This window comes from Streptomyces finlayi, from assembly GCF_014216315.1.
Classification (GTDB): domain Bacteria; phylum Actinomycetota; class Actinomycetes; order Streptomycetales; family Streptomycetaceae; genus Streptomyces; species Streptomyces finlayi_A.
In genome coordinates this window covers 469,001-486,298 of sequence record NZ_CP045702.1, presented here as the reverse complement: position 1 = coordinate 486,298, position 17,298 = coordinate 469,001, and the positions used below count along the sequence as shown (strand labels likewise).

The 17,298-nt window shown below is 71.0% G+C and carries 16 protein-coding genes; 6 read left to right on the top strand and 10 right to left on the bottom strand.

Annotated features, from left to right (window positions below; translation table 11 throughout):
- Nucleotides 1–43: 43 nt before the first annotated feature.
- The 4 genes from F0344_RS02420 to F0344_RS02405 form a co-directional block, all read right to left on the bottom strand.
- Nucleotides 44–943 carry an NAD(+)/NADH kinase gene (locus tag F0344_RS02420; RefSeq protein WP_185297190.1) on the bottom strand — a complete coding sequence of 300 codons (900 nt, stop codon included), beginning with the start codon at nucleotides 941–943 and terminating at the stop codon, nucleotides 44–46.
- Nucleotides 940–1,953 (bottom strand): SPFH domain-containing protein, encoded by a 1,014-nt coding sequence (locus tag F0344_RS02415; protein ID WP_185297189.1) that lies wholly within the window; start codon nucleotides 1,951–1,953, stop codon nucleotides 940–942. Before F0344_RS02415 ends, F0344_RS02420 begins: the two co-directional genes overlap by 4 nt.
- 58 nt (nucleotides 1,954–2,011) lie before the next feature.
- Entirely contained in the window at nucleotides 2,012–2,809 is a 798-nt protein-coding gene (locus F0344_RS02410) for an SDR family oxidoreductase (RefSeq protein ID WP_185297188.1), read from the bottom strand.
- 211 nt (nucleotides 2,810–3,020) lie between these two features.
- A complete protein-coding gene (locus F0344_RS02405; protein WP_185297187.1) occupies nucleotides 3,021–3,665 on the bottom strand; it encodes a TetR/AcrR family transcriptional regulator in 645 nt (214 codons plus the stop codon).
- 164 nt (nucleotides 3,666–3,829) lie between these two features.
- Here F0344_RS02405 and F0344_RS02400 point away from each other — a divergent pair, with 164 nt between their 5' ends.
- On the top strand, nucleotides 3,830–4,702 hold the full coding sequence (locus tag F0344_RS02400) for a phosphatase PAP2 family protein (protein ID WP_185297186.1): 873 nt from the start codon (nucleotides 3,830–3,832) through the stop codon (nucleotides 4,700–4,702).
- Nucleotides 4,699–5,685, top strand: a complete 987-nt coding sequence (locus tag F0344_RS02395; RefSeq protein ID WP_185297185.1) for a hypothetical protein — start codon at nucleotides 4,699–4,701, stop codon at nucleotides 5,683–5,685. The genes F0344_RS02400 and F0344_RS02395 overlap by 4 nt, the downstream gene beginning before the upstream one ends.
- Here F0344_RS02395 and F0344_RS02390 read toward each other — a convergent pair.
- Together F0344_RS02390 and F0344_RS02385 are read right to left on the bottom strand one after the other, a co-directional pair.
- Nucleotides 5,682–6,245: a PadR family transcriptional regulator gene (locus tag F0344_RS02390; protein ID WP_185297184.1), complete on the bottom strand. Its 564-nt coding sequence runs from the start codon at nucleotides 6,243–6,245 to the stop codon at nucleotides 5,682–5,684. The genes F0344_RS02395 and F0344_RS02390 overlap by 4 nt on opposite strands.
- 34 nt (nucleotides 6,246–6,279) lie before the next feature.
- Complete coding sequence (locus tag F0344_RS02385) at nucleotides 6,280–8,295, bottom strand: NADPH-dependent 2,4-dienoyl-CoA reductase (RefSeq protein WP_185297183.1); 2,016 nt, start codon at nucleotides 8,293–8,295, stop codon at nucleotides 6,280–6,282.
- A gap of 195 nt (nucleotides 8,296–8,490) precedes the next feature.
- Between F0344_RS02385 and F0344_RS02380 the strand changes: the two genes are divergently transcribed.
- Nucleotides 8,491–9,015, top strand: coding sequence for a DoxX family protein (locus F0344_RS02380; protein ID WP_185297182.1), 525 nt, complete (start codon nucleotides 8,491–8,493; stop codon nucleotides 9,013–9,015).
- Nucleotides 9,016–9,106: 91 nt separating this feature from the next.
- Here F0344_RS02380 and F0344_RS02375 read toward each other — a convergent pair whose 3' ends face one another.
- The 3 genes from F0344_RS02375 to F0344_RS02365 all read right to left on the bottom strand — a co-directional run bounded on the left by F0344_RS02375 (nucleotide 9,107) and on the right by F0344_RS02365 (nucleotide 12,097).
- A complete protein-coding gene (locus tag F0344_RS02375) occupies nucleotides 9,107–9,943 on the bottom strand; it encodes a class II fructose-bisphosphate aldolase (RefSeq protein ID WP_185297181.1) in 837 nt (278 codons plus the stop codon).
- 678 nt (nucleotides 9,944–10,621) lie between these two features.
- Nucleotides 10,622–10,921 carry a DUF4383 domain-containing protein gene (locus F0344_RS02370; RefSeq protein WP_258049607.1) on the bottom strand — a complete coding sequence of 100 codons (300 nt, stop codon included), beginning with the start codon at nucleotides 10,919–10,921 and terminating at the stop codon, nucleotides 10,622–10,624.
- A 33-nt stretch (nucleotides 10,922–10,954) separates the two neighbouring features.
- Nucleotides 10,955–12,097, bottom strand: coding sequence for a S1 family peptidase (locus tag F0344_RS02365; protein ID WP_185297180.1), 1,143 nt, complete (start codon nucleotides 12,095–12,097; stop codon nucleotides 10,955–10,957).
- Between the two features lie 535 nt (nucleotides 12,098–12,632).
- Here F0344_RS02365 and F0344_RS02360 point away from each other — a divergent pair.
- Entirely contained in the window at nucleotides 12,633–13,043 is a 411-nt protein-coding gene (locus F0344_RS02360) for a DUF1254 domain-containing protein (protein WP_258049606.1), read from the top strand.
- A 192-nt stretch (nucleotides 13,044–13,235) separates the two neighbouring features.
- Here F0344_RS02360 and F0344_RS02355 read toward each other — a convergent pair whose 3' ends face one another.
- Nucleotides 13,236–14,396 (bottom strand): IS4 family transposase, encoded by a 1,161-nt coding sequence (locus tag F0344_RS02355; RefSeq protein WP_185297178.1) that lies wholly within the window; start codon nucleotides 14,394–14,396, stop codon nucleotides 13,236–13,238.
- Between the two features lie 39 nt (nucleotides 14,397–14,435).
- On the opposite strand from F0344_RS02355, the gene F0344_RS02350 reads away from it, so the two are divergent.
- Nucleotides 14,436–15,614, top strand: a complete 1,179-nt coding sequence (locus F0344_RS02350; protein WP_258049605.1) for a DUF1214 domain-containing protein — start codon at nucleotides 14,436–14,438, stop codon at nucleotides 15,612–15,614.
- A 236-nt stretch (nucleotides 15,615–15,850) separates the two neighbouring features.
- The gene (locus F0344_RS02345; protein ID WP_185297177.1) at nucleotides 15,851–17,287 is read left to right on the top strand and encodes a DUF1254 domain-containing protein; all 1,437 of its coding nucleotides are present in this window, start codon (nucleotides 15,851–15,853) and stop codon (nucleotides 17,285–17,287) included.
- Nucleotides 17,288–17,298 lie beyond the last annotated feature (11 nt).

Genomic DNA, 17,298 nt, shown 5'->3' with positions numbered 1-17,298 from the left:
ACGCTGTCGGCCGCTCAGGGTCCCCCCGGCCCGGGGTGGCGGCTCAGACGGCGAGGCGCAGCGATGTGGTGCAGATGCCGAGGCGGACCGTCTGGCCCCAGGTCAGCTCCAGTGCGTCGGCCTCCATCCCGTCGCCGAAGACCACCAGCCGGTCCGACTCGACGGTCAGTTCCAGTCCCTGCCCGCGCTCCAGTTCCCCCGCAACGAGCGAGGTGCCGGTCGCGGGCGAGGGCCACGCCTCGCGCACGAACCAGAGGAGCCGGGGATCCGAGGGGGCCGGCAGGCTCAGTTCGCTGCCGCGTTCCAGCCAGAGCGAGCGGAGCCAGCCCGTCGCGCCCGTACCGGTGCCGACCAGGACGCCCGACGAGGCCTGGGCCTCCCCGGCGCGCGGGGCACCGTCGGAGGCCAGACGGTAGCGGGCGGTCTGGTGGCCGGGCGGCCCGAGGTAGATCTCGTTCAGCGCGATCAGCCGCTGGGTGTCGTCGGCCACCGCCTCGACCATGGTGAGCGAGTCCACCTGGGCGCCCGGGGCCGCCGCCGACCGGAGCAGGGCCGCGGCATCCCGCACACGGTGGCGTACGAGAACTCCCGGATTGCGGCCGGGATCGGTGTCGATCCCCACCACCGGCTGGCCGGACAGGTACTTGGCCGCGTTGGCGACCAGCCCGTCCTGGCCGACCACGATCACCACGTCCTCGGGGCCGAAGAGGAATCGGTCGAGATCCTTGCGCTCCACCCGCGACCGCCGCCACTGGAGCGGGACGGCCGCCGACACGTCCGTGAGCGCCTGCTGGGTGCGGTGGTGGCGCAGGGTCACTTCCTCGATGGACCGGCCGCGCGCGGACAGGAAGAAGGCGGCCTGGCCGTGTGTGCCGTGCCGGGCCAGCAACTCCTCGTACTCCGTGGTGCGGTGGACGAGCACGGCCCGAGGCGCCAGGCTCACGCCCGGGTCCCGGGCTCCGGGCGGCCGAGCTTCGCGAGCAGGCCGGTGAGGATGTCGGGGGAGAGGGTGAGGCTGTCGATGCGTGGCAGGTTCTCCGCCAGCCGGGTCGCTGCCAGGGCGTGCAGGGTGGCGGGGTCGACATCCGCGTGCACGCGCAGCCAGGCGGCCTGCGCCTCGGCTCGGGCCGCACCGATATCGCGGGCCGCCTCCGCGTCCGCGCGGGTGAGGCGCACCTTGCGGGCTGCCTCGGCCTCCGTGCGTACCCCGTCCGCCGCCGCCTTCTCCTCGGCCTCCCGTCGTGCGTTGATACCGCGTTGGTCCACCAACCGCTCTTCCCGGCGGGCCAGTTCGATCTGGCTGGCGAGCTCGTTCTCGGCGATGGCCCGTTCGCGCTCGACCGCGACGGCCCGGCGCTCGTAGGTGGCCCGGTCGGCCTCCTGCTGGATCTGTTCGCGGGCCGGGGTCCGCAGTGCCCGCTCGACCTCCGCCTCGGGACGGATGGCCACCACGCGCACGGCGACCACGTCGATGCCGGTGTCGGGCAGGCGGGGCTCGGCGGCGAGGCCGGCGGCGACCCGTTTCCGTACCGCCGCGACGCCGTCGACGAGTGCGGCGGCCAGCGGTGTACGGGCCAGGGCGTCGAGCGTGTGCTGCTGTGCGGTCTCCGTGAGCAGGGTGCCGATCTGCTCCAGCGGCGCACTGCGCCACGCGCCGGTGTCCGGGTCCACGGAGAAGTCCAGCCGGGCCGCCGCTCCGGCGGGGTCGCTGATCCGGTAGGTCACGGTGGCCTGCACGGTGACGTCCTGGAAGTCGGCCGTGCGGGCGTGGAAGGCCATGGCGAGCTCCCGGTCGTCGACGGGCACCTCGGAGAGTGCCGCGGTCAGCGACCGGTACCAGAAGCTGAGCCCGGTGCCGTCGTGGCTGAGCCGGCCACGCTTGTGGTGGCGGATGTGCGCGGTCGGCGCGGAGCGCAGGTGGCGCCAGCCGAAGCGCCTGGTGATGTCGGCCATCCGATTTCCGCTCCCTCTGTTGTCGTCAGGTAGACGATAACGGGACGCGTTCATGTCGTCAAGAGGACGAAAAGGGAGGTCGGGTGGCGTCGGCCACCAGGTGGCGGGCGGGGATCTCGCCGCCCCCGTGCACCGCCAGATCGGCACCGCTGACGTAGGCCGAGAGGCTGCTCGCCAGGTACAGGCAGGCCCGCGCGACGTCATCGGGCACCGCCATCCGTCGCATCGGAACGACGGCCGCCACGGCCGCTCCGCCGTCCTCCCCGTACACGCCCGCCGCGCTCTCGGTCCGGATGAGGCCCGTGGTGATGTGGTTGACCCGCACCCGGGGGGCCCACTCCAGGGCCAGGGCCCGGGTCAGGCCCAGCAGACCCGCCTTGGCGGCCGTGTAGGCGGCGGTACCGGGCTGTGGGGTGCGGGCGGCGACGCTGCCGATGTTGATCACGCAGCCGCCGCCGTCCTGGCTCTGCATGACCCGGTTAGCGGCCTGCGCCACGTAGAACGGGGCGAGCAGGTTGAGGGCGACGATCTTCTCGACGAAGCGCGGCGATGCGGTCGCCGCGTCCGCGGCCGGCGCCCCGCCGGCGTTGTTGACCAGTACGTCCAGCCTGCCGAACCGGGCGAGGGCCGCGTCCACGAGCGCCGCCGCCGCCTCCGGGTCGCGCACGTCCGTCGCCCGGAACGCGCACTGCCGCCCGTCCCCGCCGGGCAGGGTGTCCGGCGTGTTCCGGCCGCATACGAGGACCTCCGCGCCCGCGGCGAGAAAGGCCCCGGCGACGGCCGCGCCGATGCCCTTGGTTCCGCCGGTCACGATGACCGCGCGCCCGGTGAAGTCGATCGGGTTGCCGAAGTCCATGATCCGCCTCTGCCTCGGGGTAGGGGGCTGCCCGGCCGACGAATCTACCAACTGTTTGTTTGGTTGGGGAGGGGGTGCGATGCGGGGGAAGCGCGGTCGGCCGGTGGCCTCGATCGAGGCCACCGGCCGGCCGGACGGTGCGCCGCTTCCGTCCCCACGGTGCGGCGCGGGCGGGCCGTCGTCCTCCGCCGGGGGCGACGACCCACGTTCATCAGGCCCCGGGCGGGGACTTCTCGCTCTCCTCGGCGTCGATCCCCAGGGCGGGAAGGACTGAGCTCTCCACGAAGCGGGTGAGATACGCCTCATCGGCGTACCGGCCCTCCAGTAGGGGCCGGGCACGCATGACCCCCAGGAGCTGCGCCGCCACGAACTCTGCCGCAGGGGAGTCGGCGGCGATCTCGCCGCGAGCACGGCCGCGTTCGACCATCTCCTCGATCGCGGCGATCTGCGGCAGGATCAGCGCTTGGCGCAGGGCGCACAGCAGTTCGGGGCTCTGCAGGGCGGCGTGGCTCAGCGCGTGCGACAGCGGGGTGTCATGACCCGAGGCCGCGCCGATGGCTCGAGCGGCTTCCCGCAGGTCGCCGACGAGGGAGCCCGTGTCGATGGGCGGAAGCAGCATGCGCCTGGTGCCGTGCAGGGCGGCCACGACCAGCTCGGGCTTGGAACCCCACTGCCGGTAGAGCGTCGACTTCCCGCACCGGGTCCGCGAGGCGACCCCCTCCATGGTCAGCGCCTCGTAGCCGCTCTCCCGGATGAGATCCAGCACCGCCGCGTACAGCTCCTGCGCTCGCTCCGGCGTGATCTTCGATCGGCGGGATGTGGCTGCTGGCTCCTGTGCGGTGTCGTGCGACGGCATGTGCTTTCCCTCTCAGCGTCCGTGCGACGAGATCCTTCGATACGTCAGTGTACCGATACGGTGGTGTACCGATACGCGAACGTATCGGTACGCTGGCGTATCGATTCGGCATGAACGGGGGAGCGTGCCGCCGTAACAGCGCTTCGTCAGCAAAGGGGCACCGGGTGATACGCGCCCGCAGCGAGCCTGCGACACGGGAGCCGGACACTTCTGCCCGACCGCCCCTCTTCCGCGAGCTTCTTCTCGTCGTAGGACTCTTCGTCGTCTACAAGCTCGGCCGCCACGGCGCGAACGGGCATGTCGAGGAAGCGTTCCGCAACGCCGGGCACGTCTGGGACCTCGAGCGCCTCGTGCGTCTCCCGGGCGAAGGAGCGGTGCAGGGTCTGCTGCTGCACGGCGACGGACTGGTCCGTGCGGCGAACGCCTACTACGCGACGGTCCACTTCCCCGCCACGCTGCTGTTCCTGGTGTGGCTGTACTGGCGCCGCCCGCGTCATTACGTCTGGTCGCGCCGCGTCCTTGCCGTGCTCACCGGTGCCGCGCTCGCGCTCCACCTGCTGTTTCCGCTCGCCCCGCCCCGGATGCTGGACGCCGCCGCCCTCGTCGACACCGGCCAGGTGTACGGCCCGACGGTGTACGGAGCCACGCCCGCGACCGACTCCATGGCCAACCAGTTCGCCGCGATGCCCTCGCTGCACTTCGGCTGGGCCGTGATGGTCGCCGTCGGACTGATCGCCGCCACCCGTTCCCGGTGGCGCCACCTGTGGCTGCTGCATCCCGCCATCACGCTGTTCGTCATCGTGGGCACCGCCAACCACTACTGGCTCGATGCCCTCGTCGTATCGGCCCTGCTCGCCGTAGCCTTCGCCGCACTCCGGCTGCCGCGAGCCACTCCGGCCGGGGCCCACATCCCGTGGCCCTCCACCGCCGTCACGGCGTCCGGGGTTTCCGCGCAGGCTGCGGCGGGAACGGCCGGGGCCGGTGCGTCGGCGCGCCATGGGGCGACAGCGCTCGCCCGGTCCGGAGGCCCTCGATGAACGCCACGCTCATCGCGGTCGGACTGTCCCTCGTCTCCGCCGCCGCCTACGCGCTGGCCGCCGTGGCGCAGGCACGGCTGGCCGGACGCACCGCCCCGGCCGACGGCGTGCTGCGCATGCTGGGCCGGGGTGCCTGGTGGTCAGCCGTCGCTCTGAACGCCGGCGGCGCCCTGCTGCATGTCGTCGCGCTGAAGTACGGTCCGCTGACGCTCGTGCAGCCGCTCGGTGCGCTCACACTCGTCGCCGCGGTTCCGCTCGGCGCACGGGCCGCCGGGCGACGCGTCACCCGGACCGAATGGCGCGGTACGGTCCTCACGCTGCTCGGCCTCGGCGCGCTGCTGCTCGCCGCGGGCGGTGGCGGCGCGCGCCAGACCCTGACGCTGCCGGAGGCACTCGGCGTGGGTACGGCGACGATGGTGATCGTCGCCGTACTCGGCAGGCCCGGCACCCGGCCCGGCCTGCGGCACGCCACGGCGGCCGGGATCACCTCGGGGGTCGCTTCGGCGCTCACCCAGACCCTCACCGTGGCGGTCACGGATCACACGGCGGGGCCGCTCATCAGCTGGCGGCTGGTGACGGTCGCACTGTTCGTCTCGGTCTTCGCGATGGGCGGTCTGCTGCTGGCCCAGACCGCGTTCCGGAGCGGCCTCGGCGCCCCGCTGGCCGTCGTCACGCTGGCCAATCCGGTGGCTGCGGCCGCCGTCGGCATGACCCTGCTGGGGGAGCGGCTACAGGGCGGTGCGATCAGCCTGATTCCGGCCCTGCTCGGCTCGGCCGCCGCCGTACGCGGGGTGATCCTGCTCAGCCGGGCCACCGCGGAGGCCGCCGTTTCCGCCCCGGCCTCGGACCCGGCCCCGGCCCCGGGGGTCACCGCGTCACCGCCCGCTCCCACCCAGTCGAGGGTGATCATCGCCAGCCCCCGCACCGTGGACCGGCAACCGCTGGCCGCCGAGCCGGTGAGCTCTTCGGTGGGCGGCGCCTAACCGCCTTCCGGCGTACCGCCTTCCGGCGAGAGCACCGGCTCGTCGGCGAGGGCTCTGGTCAGCCAGCCGATCCAGAAAGTCTCCATATCGATTCCGCCGCGCAGCACCAGATGTCGCAGCCGGTCCTCGTCGGCGGTCCGCTCGGGCGGGAAGTCCCGCTCCTCGATCCGCAGATACTCCTCCAGCTGGTGCCGGTGCAGCGCGAGATGGCGGCGCAGCTCCGCCCCGAGGCCCTCGGCCCCGACCACCGCTGCCGCCCGCATGCGCAGCAGCAGAGGATCGCGGACCGGCCGGGGGTCCTCGGGGAGGGCGACCCAGGCCGCCAACTCCTCGCGGCCCGCGGGCAGGACCTCGTACTCCTTCTTCTGCCCACGGGCCGGCTGAGCCGGCCGCAGGGCCCGGATCTGCCCGGACTGCTCCAGCTTTCCCAGCTCGCGATAGATCTGCTGATGCGTGGACGACCAGAAGTAACCGATCGACCGGTCGAACCTGCGCGTCAGCTCAAGCCCCGACGAGGGCTTTTCGAGCAGGGCGGTGAGGATCGCGTGCGGGAGTGACATGGAGTGCATCCTAGGGAGAGGCGGGCCCGTCCGGTCACAGGGCCGCCGCGAGCTCCGTGCCCTGGCGGATTGCCCGCTTGGCGTCCAGTTCGGCCGCCACGTCCGCGCCGCCGATGAGGTGCACCGGGCGTCCTGCGGCGACCAGTTCCTCGTACAGGCCGCGACGCGGTTCCTGACCGGCGCACAGGACCACGGTGTCCACGGCCAGCACGTGCTGTTCGCCGTCCACGGTCAGGTGGAGACCCTCGTCGTCGATGAGGTCGTAGGACGCGCCCGCGATCATCGAGACGCCCCGGTGGCGCAGTTCGGTGCGGTGGATCCATCCCGTCGTCTTGCCGAGACCGGCGCCGACCTTGCTCGCCTTGCGCTGGACGAGGTGGACGGTGCGCGGCGGCTTCGGCCGCTCGGGGGCGCGGAGCCCGCCCCGGTCCGCGTACGAGGTGTCGACGCCCCACTGCCGGAAGAACACCTCCGGGTCCAGCGAGGCCGCGTCACCGCCGTCCGTGAGGAACTCGGCGACATCGAATCCGATTCCGCCCGCCCCGACGATCGCGACCCGGTCGCCGACCGGCGCCCCGTCCCGCAGGACGTCCAGGTAGCTGACCACACTCGGGTGCTCGACGCCCGGGATCGCGGGGGAGCGGGGCTCCACCCCGGTCGCTACGACGACCTCGTCGAAGCCTTCGAGGAGGTCCGTCGTGGCCCGGGTGCCGAGCCTGACCTCGATGCCCAGTTCCCGAAGACGCGTACGGAAGTAGCGCAGGGTCTCGTTGAACTCCTCCTTGCCGGGGACGCGGCGGGCCACGTTGAGCTGGCCGCCGATCTCGTCGGCCAGGTCGAACAGCGTCACCGCGTGCCCGCGCTCCGACGCCGTGACCGCACAGGCCAGTCCGGCAGGACCGGCACCGACGACGGCGACGTTCTTACGGGTCCGGGTCGGCAGGAGCACCAGCTCGGTCTCGTGACAGGCGCGCGGATTGACCAGACATGAGGTGATCTTGAGGCTGAAGATGTGGTCCAGGCACGCCTGGTTGCAGCCGATGCAGGTGTTGATCGCGTCGGCGCGGCCGGCCGCGGCCTTGGCGACGAAGTCGGGGTCGGCGAGGAACGGCCTGGCCATCGACACCATGTCCGCGCGGCCGGCCGCCAGGATCTCCTCGGCGACCTCGGGGGTGTTGATGCGGTTGCTGGTCACCAGAGGTACGGAGACGGCACCGCGCACCTTCTCCGTCACCCAGGTGAAGGCGCCGCGTGGCACCGACGTGGCGATGGTGGGGATGCGCGCTTCGTGCCAGCCGATTCCGGTGTTGATGATCGTGGCGCCGGCCGCCTCCACCTCGCGGGCCAGCCGGATGACCTCCTCCAGCGTGGAACCGCCGGGGACCAGGTCCAGCATCGAGAGGCGGTAGATGAGGATGAAGTCGGTGCCGACGCGCTCGCGGACGCGGCGCACGATCTCCAGGGGCAGCCGGATGCGGTTCTCGTAGCTGCCACCCCAGCGGTCGGTGCGTCGGTTGGTGGCGGCGACGATGAACTCGTTGATCAGGTAGCCCTCTGAGCCCATGATCTCGACACCGTCGTAGCCCGCGCGCTGCGCCAGTTCGGCTGCCCGGACGAACTCCTCGATGGTCTCCTCGACCTCGTCGTCCGTGAGCGCGTGCGGGGTGAAACCGCTGATCGGAGCCTTGAGCGCGCTGGGTGCGACCAGGTCGGCGTGATGGGCGTACCGGCCGAAGTGGAGGATCTGCATCGCGATCCGGCCACCGGCCTCGTGCACGGCATCGGTCACCTGCCGGTGCTGGTCGGCTTCCGCCTCGGTCGTCATCTTCGCGCCGCCGGGGAACGAACAGGCGCGGGCACTCGGCGCGATGCCCCCGGTCACCATGAGGCCTACCCCGCCCCGGGCACGGGCCGCGTAGAAGGCGGCCATGCGCTCGAAACCGCGCTCCACCTCCTCCAGACCGATATGCATCGATCCCATGAGCACCCGGTTGGGGAGGGTGGTGAAACCGAGGTCCAGCGGGCTCAGCAGAGTGGGGTACGGGCTCATCCGGCGTCTCCTCGCGCAGTGTCGTCGAGCCAGTTGTAGACCACACGACGGGCATTGTGCAACAAGTTGCATAATGGCCTACGTCGCACTGGAGGCGGACGCGCCGCCCGTACGGCGTAGCCGGACCGCACCTCGGCGGCCGGGTCCGGTGAGAGTGGAGGGGTACCGGTCAGTCCCCCACCTCCGGGAGAACCCATGGTTTGCGTCAGCCGGCGAGACCTCGGCCTGCTCGTTCTGCGCGTCGGAACGGGGGCGGTCCTCGCCGCCCACGGCACACAGAAGCTGGCCGGCTGGTTCGGTGGCGGCGGCATCCAGGGGACCACGGCCGCCATGGAGGCCATGGGCTTCCATCCGCCCAAGCACAGCGCGGTGGCCGCCGGGCTCGGTGAGGCGGGCGGCGGAGTCCTGCTCGCCCTCGGCCTCGCGACACCCGCGGCGGGCGCCGCCGCTGCCGGCGCCATGGCGGGAGCCGTCGCCGTGCACGCTCCGGCGGGCTTCTTCGCGCAGGGCGGCGGATACGAGTACCCGGCGTTCCTCGGCTTCACCGCCGCGGCGATCGGGCTCACCGGCCCGGGCCGGTACTCCCTCGACGAGGTGACCTGTCACGTACTCGACCGGCCCTGGGTGGTGGCCCTGGCCTTCGCGGGCAGCGCGGCGGCCGCGGCGGCCGTCGTCGGCAAGCGCGCCAAGGGGCAGGCGGCGCAGGCCGAGGAGGAGTAGGCCGGCGGACCCACCGCGACCGGCGAGGTGACGCTCGCCGTGGCGCAGTTGGTGTTCGTGGAGGACGGGGAGCCGTGAGGGAGCGGCCTCGTCACCGCGCCGCGAGTACGTCCAGCAGCCTGGCCACCTCGGACTCCACGGCCTGACGGGCCGGGCCGAGGTACTTCCGCGGGTCGGCGACATCCGGCGCCGAGGCAAGCTGCTCGCGCACGGTGCGGGTGAACAGCTTGTTCAGGTGCGTGGATATGTTCACCTTCGTCATGCCCGCCGCCACCGCCTTGACCAGGTCCGTGTCACCGACGCCCGAGGAGCCGTGCAGCACCAGCGGAACGCCGACCGCTGCCCGGAGGCGCTCGATGAGTGCGAAATCGAGTACGGCGTCCCTGGTGAGCATGGCGTGCGAGCTGCCCACCGCGACGGCTAGGGCATCGACGCCCGTCGCTGCCACGAACGCGCGCGCCTCGTCGGGATCGGTACGTACTCCGGGGGCGTGGGCGCCGTCCTTGCCCCCGACCTCACCCAGCTCGGCCTCGACCCAGACGTCCGCGCGGTGGCAGTGGTCGGTGATCTCCCGGGTGGCGGCGACGTTCTGCTCGTAGGCGAGCTCGGAGGCGTCGAACATGACGGAGGTGAAGCCCAGTCGGACCGCCTCGTGCACCAGCTCGGGCGATTGCGCATGGTCGAGATGCACCGCCACGGGCACGCCTGCCGCCCGGGCGAGCGCGAGGGACGCGAGACCGATCGGGGCGAGGGCACCGTGGTAGAGCACCGTGTTCTCGCTGATCTGGAGGACGACGGGCAGACCGGCGCGCTCGGCCCCGGCGACGATGGCCTCGGCGTGCTCGATCTGTACGACGTTGAAGGCACCGACACCTGACCGGCGGGCGTAGGCGGAGCCGGTGACGGCGTCGGTCGGGGTGAGGGGCACAGGTCTTCTCCACGGAAGCGTGAGCGGCACTCTTCGTACGGGCCGGCTGCGTGGTCAGTACGGTGCCGCACTGCACTCAGGATGTCAATATCTGCTCGATTGCAGCTAGTTTCAAGCAAGTGTGAGCAGTTTGAAGCGTCCGTGGAGAGGTGTGGACCGTCGTCGAGGCGGTAAATGGCCGGATCTGGGCGCGACAGACGGCTGGCCCTCCCGGATGGGCAAGGAAGGCGGTCGGGGCCGTGGACGGGACGTCCCGCCCATGGATGACCACGTGGGCGAGGGAACCGCGGATTTCCGCTGTGAGCAGGCGCGTTCCCGCTGCGAAGCAGGCTTAGAAGGCGCGAGGGGTGCGCGGAGAAACAGGACCGGCCGGTGCGGTCAGTCCGTGCGGTGGGTGACAGTCCTCCATCGGGGTTCTGCAGGGTGCGTGAGAACCCCTGCGAGGACCAGGTGGTGACCGGTGGAAGAGGTCTGCTGCCGCCCGCCGCGATCGCGGCGACGACGGCGCGTTCGACGTCGTCGACCATGAATTCGGCGAGCCACCGTGGACGCGGATGAGCGGACGAGTAGAAGGTGCAGGCGGCAGGCAGGTCACCGACGATCAGGTGCACCCGGCACGGATACCCGGCACAGGTGCCACGCTCTCCGTGGGAGACGCGGACATCGGCTTTCGGTCTCCTAGGTCTCCTCGGTCACCGGTCGGTGGTCGGCCGGACGCGGCGGGTCAGCATTGATGCCCAGGGCGGTCATGGCGAGGCCCAGTACCAGGTGCAGCCAGTTGTCCGCGTTGTTCAACGGGACGAAGTTGGCGCCGCTGTCCTGGTCGATGACGAGGCCGTACACCCACAGGGCCAGGTAGATCACACCGCCGCCGATCAGGAACGTGCGGGCGGTGGATGCGGCTCGCGCCATGGCGATGCCCGCCACACCGAAGAGGAGATGGATGAGATTGGCGGTACGGCTCGGGTCCCGGTGCACGGCCGTGACACGTGGCCGTGCACCGGCGACCGGTCAGGCCGTGTGGAGGGTCAGTCCGTACCTGCCGAGGATCTCGTTGACGGGCTGGAACCACGTCTCGCCGCCGGAGGAGCAGTTGCCCCAGCCGCCGGAGGTGACGCCCTGGGCCTGGTCACCGCTGATGAAGGCGCCGCCGGAGTCCCCGCCCTCCGCGCAGACGCTGGTCTTCGTCATCTGGTGGACGGCGCCCTGGCTGTAGTTGACGGTCTCGTTCTTGGCCAGGACGGTGCCGCAGTGCCAGCGCGTCGTGGAGCCCGAGCGGCAGATCGAGGCGCCGACCGGGGCCTCGGCGGAGCCGCGTACGAGACGGTCCGGGACCGTGCCCCAGCCGAGGACGACCGGTACGGTCCACCAGCCGCTGTGGATGCTCACGTACGCGTAGTCGTTGCCGGGGAACGAAGAGCCCTGGAACGTACCCATGGCGGACCCGTCCCAGCCACGCACCGCGGCCCCGGCCCCTCCGCAGTGACCGGCCGTCACGAACCCGCCGTGCACGGAGAAGCCGATCGAGCAGCGGACGTTGCCCGTGTAGTACGGGTCACCGCCGACAGTGCCCGCCGCGTACGTACGGGGCGCCGCGGCCGTTTCGGCCACGGTGACGGGCCCCTTCACGCGGGCCTGCTCGACGAAGGCGCGAACAGCGGGCGCGTTCCGCTCGGCACGCACGACCGTGACGACAACGCTGTTGGCCTCGGGGTCGACATGCCAGCCGGCCACGCCCGCGGGTGCGTGGAGCGCGTCCAGCCGGGACTTGGCACGGTCCAGTGCGACGGCGCTGTGGCGGACGATCCGGGTATCGGCGCCCAGCGCGCGTACGTCGACAGCCTCGGCGCGGTCGGTGAGGGCGACGACGAGCCGCCCCGTGGCCGGTTCGAACCACGATCCGCCGTACGCGCCGCCCGCGGTCTGCCGTGCCGCCTGTTCGACGGCAGCGGCCGCCTTCTCGGCGCGGAGCCGCTCCTGTGCCTGCGGTGCGGTCAGTCCGAGGTCCTGGTTCATGGCTTCCAGTAGTCCGGCCGAGGCCGGGGGCGGGGCGGCGGCGGGGGTGGCGTGGGCGGCTCCGGCGTGGGCACCGCCGAGTCCGACGGCCAGTAACAGGGCCGCTGCGGCGGCGCGTAGGGGGGTCGTGCGTTTCACGAGGCCTCCAGAGGTGGGGATGGAACGTGCTGAGAGCGCTCTCACCAAGCGCCGCAGGTGACGCTAGCGGCGATGCGGTGTCAGGTCCATACCAAAAACCGGACGCAGGCCGGTTGCTCCGGCGCGTTCGCCGGTGCGACCGGCGGCCCTCTGTGTCGCCACGGAGCGGCCGGTCCGAGTCCGGCGTCTTCCCACGTGGAACTCCGCACGCGACGCGGCCGGGTGGGTCGGCACGGACGGTCGTCGGCCGTGGTTCACGGGGCCGGTCCGGTCGCGCCCTCGACTTCCTCCCGTCGCGTGCTGGCGGAGAACAGTGCGAGTCGGTCTGAAGGGGGCGTTTCACCCGCAGTCTGTTCGCCGTGAACCCCGCCGCAGGCCGACCGGCACACCGCTCGATGTCGAAGGCCCTCGAATGGCCCAGGCGAAGTGCTGTCCCGCCGACAGGCAGGAATCATGGTCGGTGAGACGCCCTTTCCACGGGAACCGAGACAGGAGCGAGTCCTTGCAGCAAGCCACACGGATCTCACCACAGTTCATGGAATCGATTTCGACTCCCGAGCAGGTCGAGACACACCTGGGCTCTCTGGAGTTCCCACTCGGTATGCCGACCGAAGAGACCGCGAATCGCGTCTACGACCATCTGGACCATGTGTACGCGGTCAGCGCATTCCTCAACGCGTATTCCGGTGTCGACATGTGGGCGTTCCGCAAGGGCTTTCTCGATGCGGGTATCCGAGACCACGACGTCATGATCTGCTCGGAGTTCATGGATGCGAAGAGCCTGGTGCTGACCGGAAACGCGGACACCGTCTACTTCGTGACGTTCCTCGACCTGACCGAGGGACCCATGGTCGTCGAAATGCCGCCAGGCACCCTCAATTTCGTCAACGACATGTGGTTCCGCTGGGTCACGGACGCGGGCCTGCCCGCAATGGCCATGAGTTAGATCGGGTCGGGTGTCAGTGTGTGGAGCACGATGGTGCGGGTGACGCGCCGGGTTCCGGGGTCGGTTGAGCTGCGGGTTTGGTAGCTGAGATGGGGGCGTTTCGTGGTGCGGGGCGTGGTGCGGGTGGGGCGGTCTCGGATGTGCATGCCGGGGAGGTCGGCTATGAGGAAGTGCAGGGCCTTCGCGAGCTGGTCAGGGGGAAAAAGCCGTCCTGAGGGAGCTTTTGACGGCGTCCAGGACGGGCGGGAAGCTGATGCGGGCGGGGTCGATGCCCGCGATCACGGCGGCCCTGGCGATCAGGGTGCGCAGGGCCTGGTAGACGCAGAGTAGCGCCCACAGTTCTTGTCGTACTCCCTCGGGTTTGCCCGAGCGCAGGATGCCGCCACTTTGCCGCAGGTCGACCTTGAGCAGTTTGAAGAGCACTTCCACCGACCAGCGTTCGGCGTAGTTGCGGGCCAGCTCCAAAGCGGGCGCGTGCTCAGGGTCCAGCAGGGTGGTGATGAGGCAGAAGACCTCGCTGATTCCGCCGTCGTCGGCGACGGAGTACTCGATGACTCGTACCGTGACCCGCTGCGACTTCCGCTCGCCGCGCAGTTCGGACAGGTACGTGCCGTCGGCCAGCCGTTTCTTGACGGGCAGGGTGAAGGAAGCCGAGACGCGCCACAGCAGTTGTGCGCCCGTCGCGGCGGCAGCCCGGTACAGGCCGAACGAGGGGAAGCCGCGGTCGGCCAGCAGCAGCATGCCGGGCGCCAACCGGTCCAACAGGCGGGTGAACAGGGTGCGTTCACCGACCGCGATGGAGTCGAAGGCCGCCCCGGTCAGGGCCAGCGTGCCGCACTCGGCCAGCGCCACCAGGCGGACCTGCGGCCGGCTTCCACCGGCCGGAACCGCGAACGCCGCCTCGTTCCGCTTCCCCGAGGGCACATCGAAGACCGTGCCGTCCACCGCCATCAACCGCAGCCCCCGCCAGAACGCCTCCGGGGTGCGCTCATCGGCCACCGGGGCTGCGACCTCGTCGAACAGGTTCCGCAACGGCGCCTCACCCAACCGGTAACGGGCCAGCGAGATCGCCCCGTCACTGGGCACCCGGTATTCGCCCCAGCCGCCCCGCGACCACCGCAGCCCCTCCAGCAGGCCCCGCAGGGTGCGCACGTACCCCTTGCCCGGCTCCAACCACAACGCCAGCGACAAATACATCATCAACTTCGCCGGCAACGACCGCGTTCGCTCCTCACGCGCCCCCGCCTCATCGATCGCCGCCCGCACGGCCTCCTCCGGGAACACCGCCGCCAGCAACCCGATCGACACGTCATCCGTCAGCCGCCCCGCGGCCACACCCTCAATCCGCTCCACCCCAAGATCATCGCACCCCGGGCAGCTAACTCAGGACCATTGGGCCTGCCCGGACCCGATCGCGGGGTGGGTGGCAGATATCTCTTCGTGCCGCCCGGCTATGAAGGCCCGTTGCCCGAGAGCGGCTTCTTCACATGCCGGACCCGCACCACGCGGCTGCTCCTGGGCGGGCGGGCGTTCCTGGAGGGCGACGACCCGAAGCCGGTAGCGGAGCGCGTCAAGGAGGGGCTGCGCCTCTACCGCTACGTCCCGGGACTGTACGGAACGAGTCTCGCGGAGATCGTCACCGGGGGCACGGCCCCGCCGCTCCCGTGGACCGCGCAGACCTGGACCGCTGCGCTCCAGAAGCCCGCTCCGCCCCGCTTCGTCGAAGGCACCGGGCTCTCCATGAACACGATCCCGCCCTCGGACGCGACGTACTTCGACCTCGCGAGTGAACTTGTCCATGATCAGCCGGCCGAGGCTCTCGATCCCGAGATCGCCGGTGCTCTCGCCGCGATCGGGATCGTCAAGGGCAAAGACTTCCAGCCGGACACCCGTATGCGGGGGATTCTCAGCGAAGCGGCCGCGGTGGGTAACGCCACGGCCCGCACGCTCGCCTTCCTCCCGCGCCCGGCCGAGGGGGCGCACTACTACGGTGCGTCCTCCCAGTGGCTCAACGTCCTGCTCGAGTCCGGCCATGACTTCCTGACCCCGCCCGCCGTGGTCACCGACAAGGGTGTCCAGCCTCGTCAGGGCGACGGTGCCCGGATGCTCAACCGGCGCTCCTGGTGGTGGTACTTGGCCGTGGGCGTCAGTCCGGCGTTCTCGACGCCGCTGACCGGCGTCGGCTCACAGTATGTGTTCGCTTTCGCGGACCGGGAGGGCCGGTCCCTGGACGGAGGCAGGAACTACCGTCTGGTGCTGCCGTCGGACATCCCCGCCGCCAGATTCTGGTCGTGCACCGTGTACGACAACCAGACACGCTCGATGCTCGACACGCCGCAACGGTTCCCCCGGGCCGGCAGCCAGGACTACCCGAGCCCGGCAGCGAGCGCCGATGCCGACGGCACGACGACGGTGCACTTCGGGCCCGACCGGCCCCACGGCGTGCCGGAGGGCAACTGGATCCAGACCACGCCGGGCAAGGGATGGTTCACGGTCCTGCGGCTCTACAGCCCCCTGCAGCCGTTCTTCGACAAGACCTGGCGGCCGGGCGAGATCGAGGCGGTGGACTGACCGCGGCGTGCGGCTGCGGCCGATGCCGGAGCTGTTCGACCACCTCCGGTCCTGCGGCCGGCGGCTGTTCGTCGGCCGAGGTGGAGCGCGCGACTTCATGCGGGGGTGATCTGCGAGGAGACCCGCGGCCTGCCCGGGAGAACGTGATCGGCCGGCCCCGGAGTTCGCCTACCGGGACAGCGTGAAGAACCACTGGTGCGCAGTTCTCAAGGAACGACCTGTACAGGAGGAACCCCATGCCCCAAGTCAGCGACGCCCCCAGCCCGGGCACGTCGGCCCAGACCCTTGCGTCGATCAGCACTCCGGATCAGGTGGAGACGGTCTTCGGCGCGCTGCAGTTCTTCGACGGCATGCCGTTGCCCGATACGGTCACCCGTAGCTATGACACGCTGGATCTGCTGCGCGGGATCGAGGCGTTCCTCAACTGCGTACCCGGCGCCTCCATGGTGGCCATGCGGCGCGGCCTCGCCGGCCTCGGCATCGACTCCCGCACCATCGGCTTCACCTCCCCGCGCTGCAGTTCGGCACCGTTGGTGCTCACGGCGAACACGGAGACGACGTACGGGATGACCTGCCTGGCGCTCGACCAGGACGGACCCACCGTGATCGAGGCGCCGCCGAACTCGCTGTGCTTCGTCAACGACCTGTGGCAGCGCTACGTCACCGACATGGGCATCGCCGGACGCGACAAGGGAGAGGGAGGCAAGTACCTCTTCCTGCCGCCGGGTTACGATGGTGACGTCCCCGACGGATACCTCGTCACCCGGCCGGCAACCTTCTCCTCCTGGGTGCTGATGCGTGCGCTGGGCGGTGAGGAGAGCCTGCTCCGGACGCGGATCTACCCGCTCTCCGCCGCGGCGGACCCGCCCGAGCAGCGTTTCGTCAACTTCGCGGACTCGGACTTCAACACCGTCCACGCGAACGACTTCTCGTTCTTCGAGGAGATCGACACCCTCGTTCAGTCGGAGCCGCCCGAGGCACTCGATCCCGAACGGGCCGGTCAGCTCGCCGCGATCGGTATCGTGCCCGGCAAGCCGTTCCAGCCGGACGACCGGATGCGCTCGATCCTCGACACCGCCGCGCGGATCGCCTCGGGCATGGTAAGGACGCTGGCCTTCAAGCCGCGTGACCCGAGCTTCTACCACTACCCTGGCAGCTCGTCGTGGAAGAACCCGTGGCCGTCGCGCAGCTACGAGTTCCTGTCGGCGGAGGGTGCCCGGTTGCTGGACGCCCGGGCGGTGTTCCACTACGTCGGGGCGGGCACCTCGCCGGCGATGGCGGCGGCGGCCGTCGGGGCCGGATCGCAGTACGCCTACACGGCGGAGGACTCCACCGGCGCCTGGCTCGACGGCGGGCACGCCTACACGCTCAGACTGCCGAGCGGCATCCCGGTGAAGAACTTCTGGGCCGTCAACGTCTACGACCCACAGACCCGTTCCATGCTGCGCACCGACCGCCCGTACCCGAGCGTGAACAGCCTCTCGGACGCCGTCCGGCCCGAGGACAACGGCGACACGGTCATCCACTTCGGCCCGACGGCGCCGCAGGGCCGGGAGGGCAACTGGGTCCAGACCGTACCCGGCAAGGGCTGGTTCATGATCCTCCGCCTCTACGGCCCACTCGAAAGCTGGTTCGACAAGAGCTGGCGGCCGGGCGAGATCGAACCGGCGTGAGGTAGGCGGCC

What these genes read in the sequence shown, in the direction of transcription:
- F0344_RS02415 (WP_185297189.1), bottom strand. Translation starts at nt 1,953, where the DNA reads ATGGCCGACATCACCAGGCGCTTCGGCTGGCGCCACCTGCGCTCCGCG.
- F0344_RS02410 (WP_185297188.1), bottom strand. Translation starts at nt 2,809, where the DNA reads ATGGACTTCGGCAACCCGATCGACTTCACCGGGCGCGCGGTCATCGTG.
- F0344_RS02405 (WP_185297187.1), bottom strand. Translation starts at nt 3,665, where the DNA reads ATGCCGTCGCACGACACCGCACAGGAGCCAGCAGCCACATCCCGCCGA.
- F0344_RS02395 (WP_185297185.1), top strand. Translation starts at nt 4,699, where the DNA reads ATGAACGCCACGCTCATCGCGGTCGGACTGTCCCTCGTCTCCGCCGCC.
- F0344_RS02390 (WP_185297184.1), bottom strand. Translation starts at nt 6,245, where the DNA reads ATGTCACTCCCGCACGCGATCCTCACCGCCCTGCTCGAAAAGCCCTCG.
- F0344_RS02385 (WP_185297183.1), bottom strand. Translation starts at nt 8,295, where the DNA reads ATGAGCCCGTACCCCACTCTGCTGAGCCCGCTGGACCTCGGTTTCACC.
- F0344_RS02380 (WP_185297182.1), top strand. Translation starts at nt 8,491, where the DNA reads ATGGTTTGCGTCAGCCGGCGAGACCTCGGCCTGCTCGTTCTGCGCGTC.
- F0344_RS02360 (WP_258049606.1), top strand. Translation starts at nt 12,633, where the DNA reads ATGGAATCGATTTCGACTCCCGAGCAGGTCGAGACACACCTGGGCTCT.
- F0344_RS02345 (WP_185297177.1), top strand. Translation starts at nt 15,851, where the DNA reads ATGCCCCAAGTCAGCGACGCCCCCAGCCCGGGCACGTCGGCCCAGACC.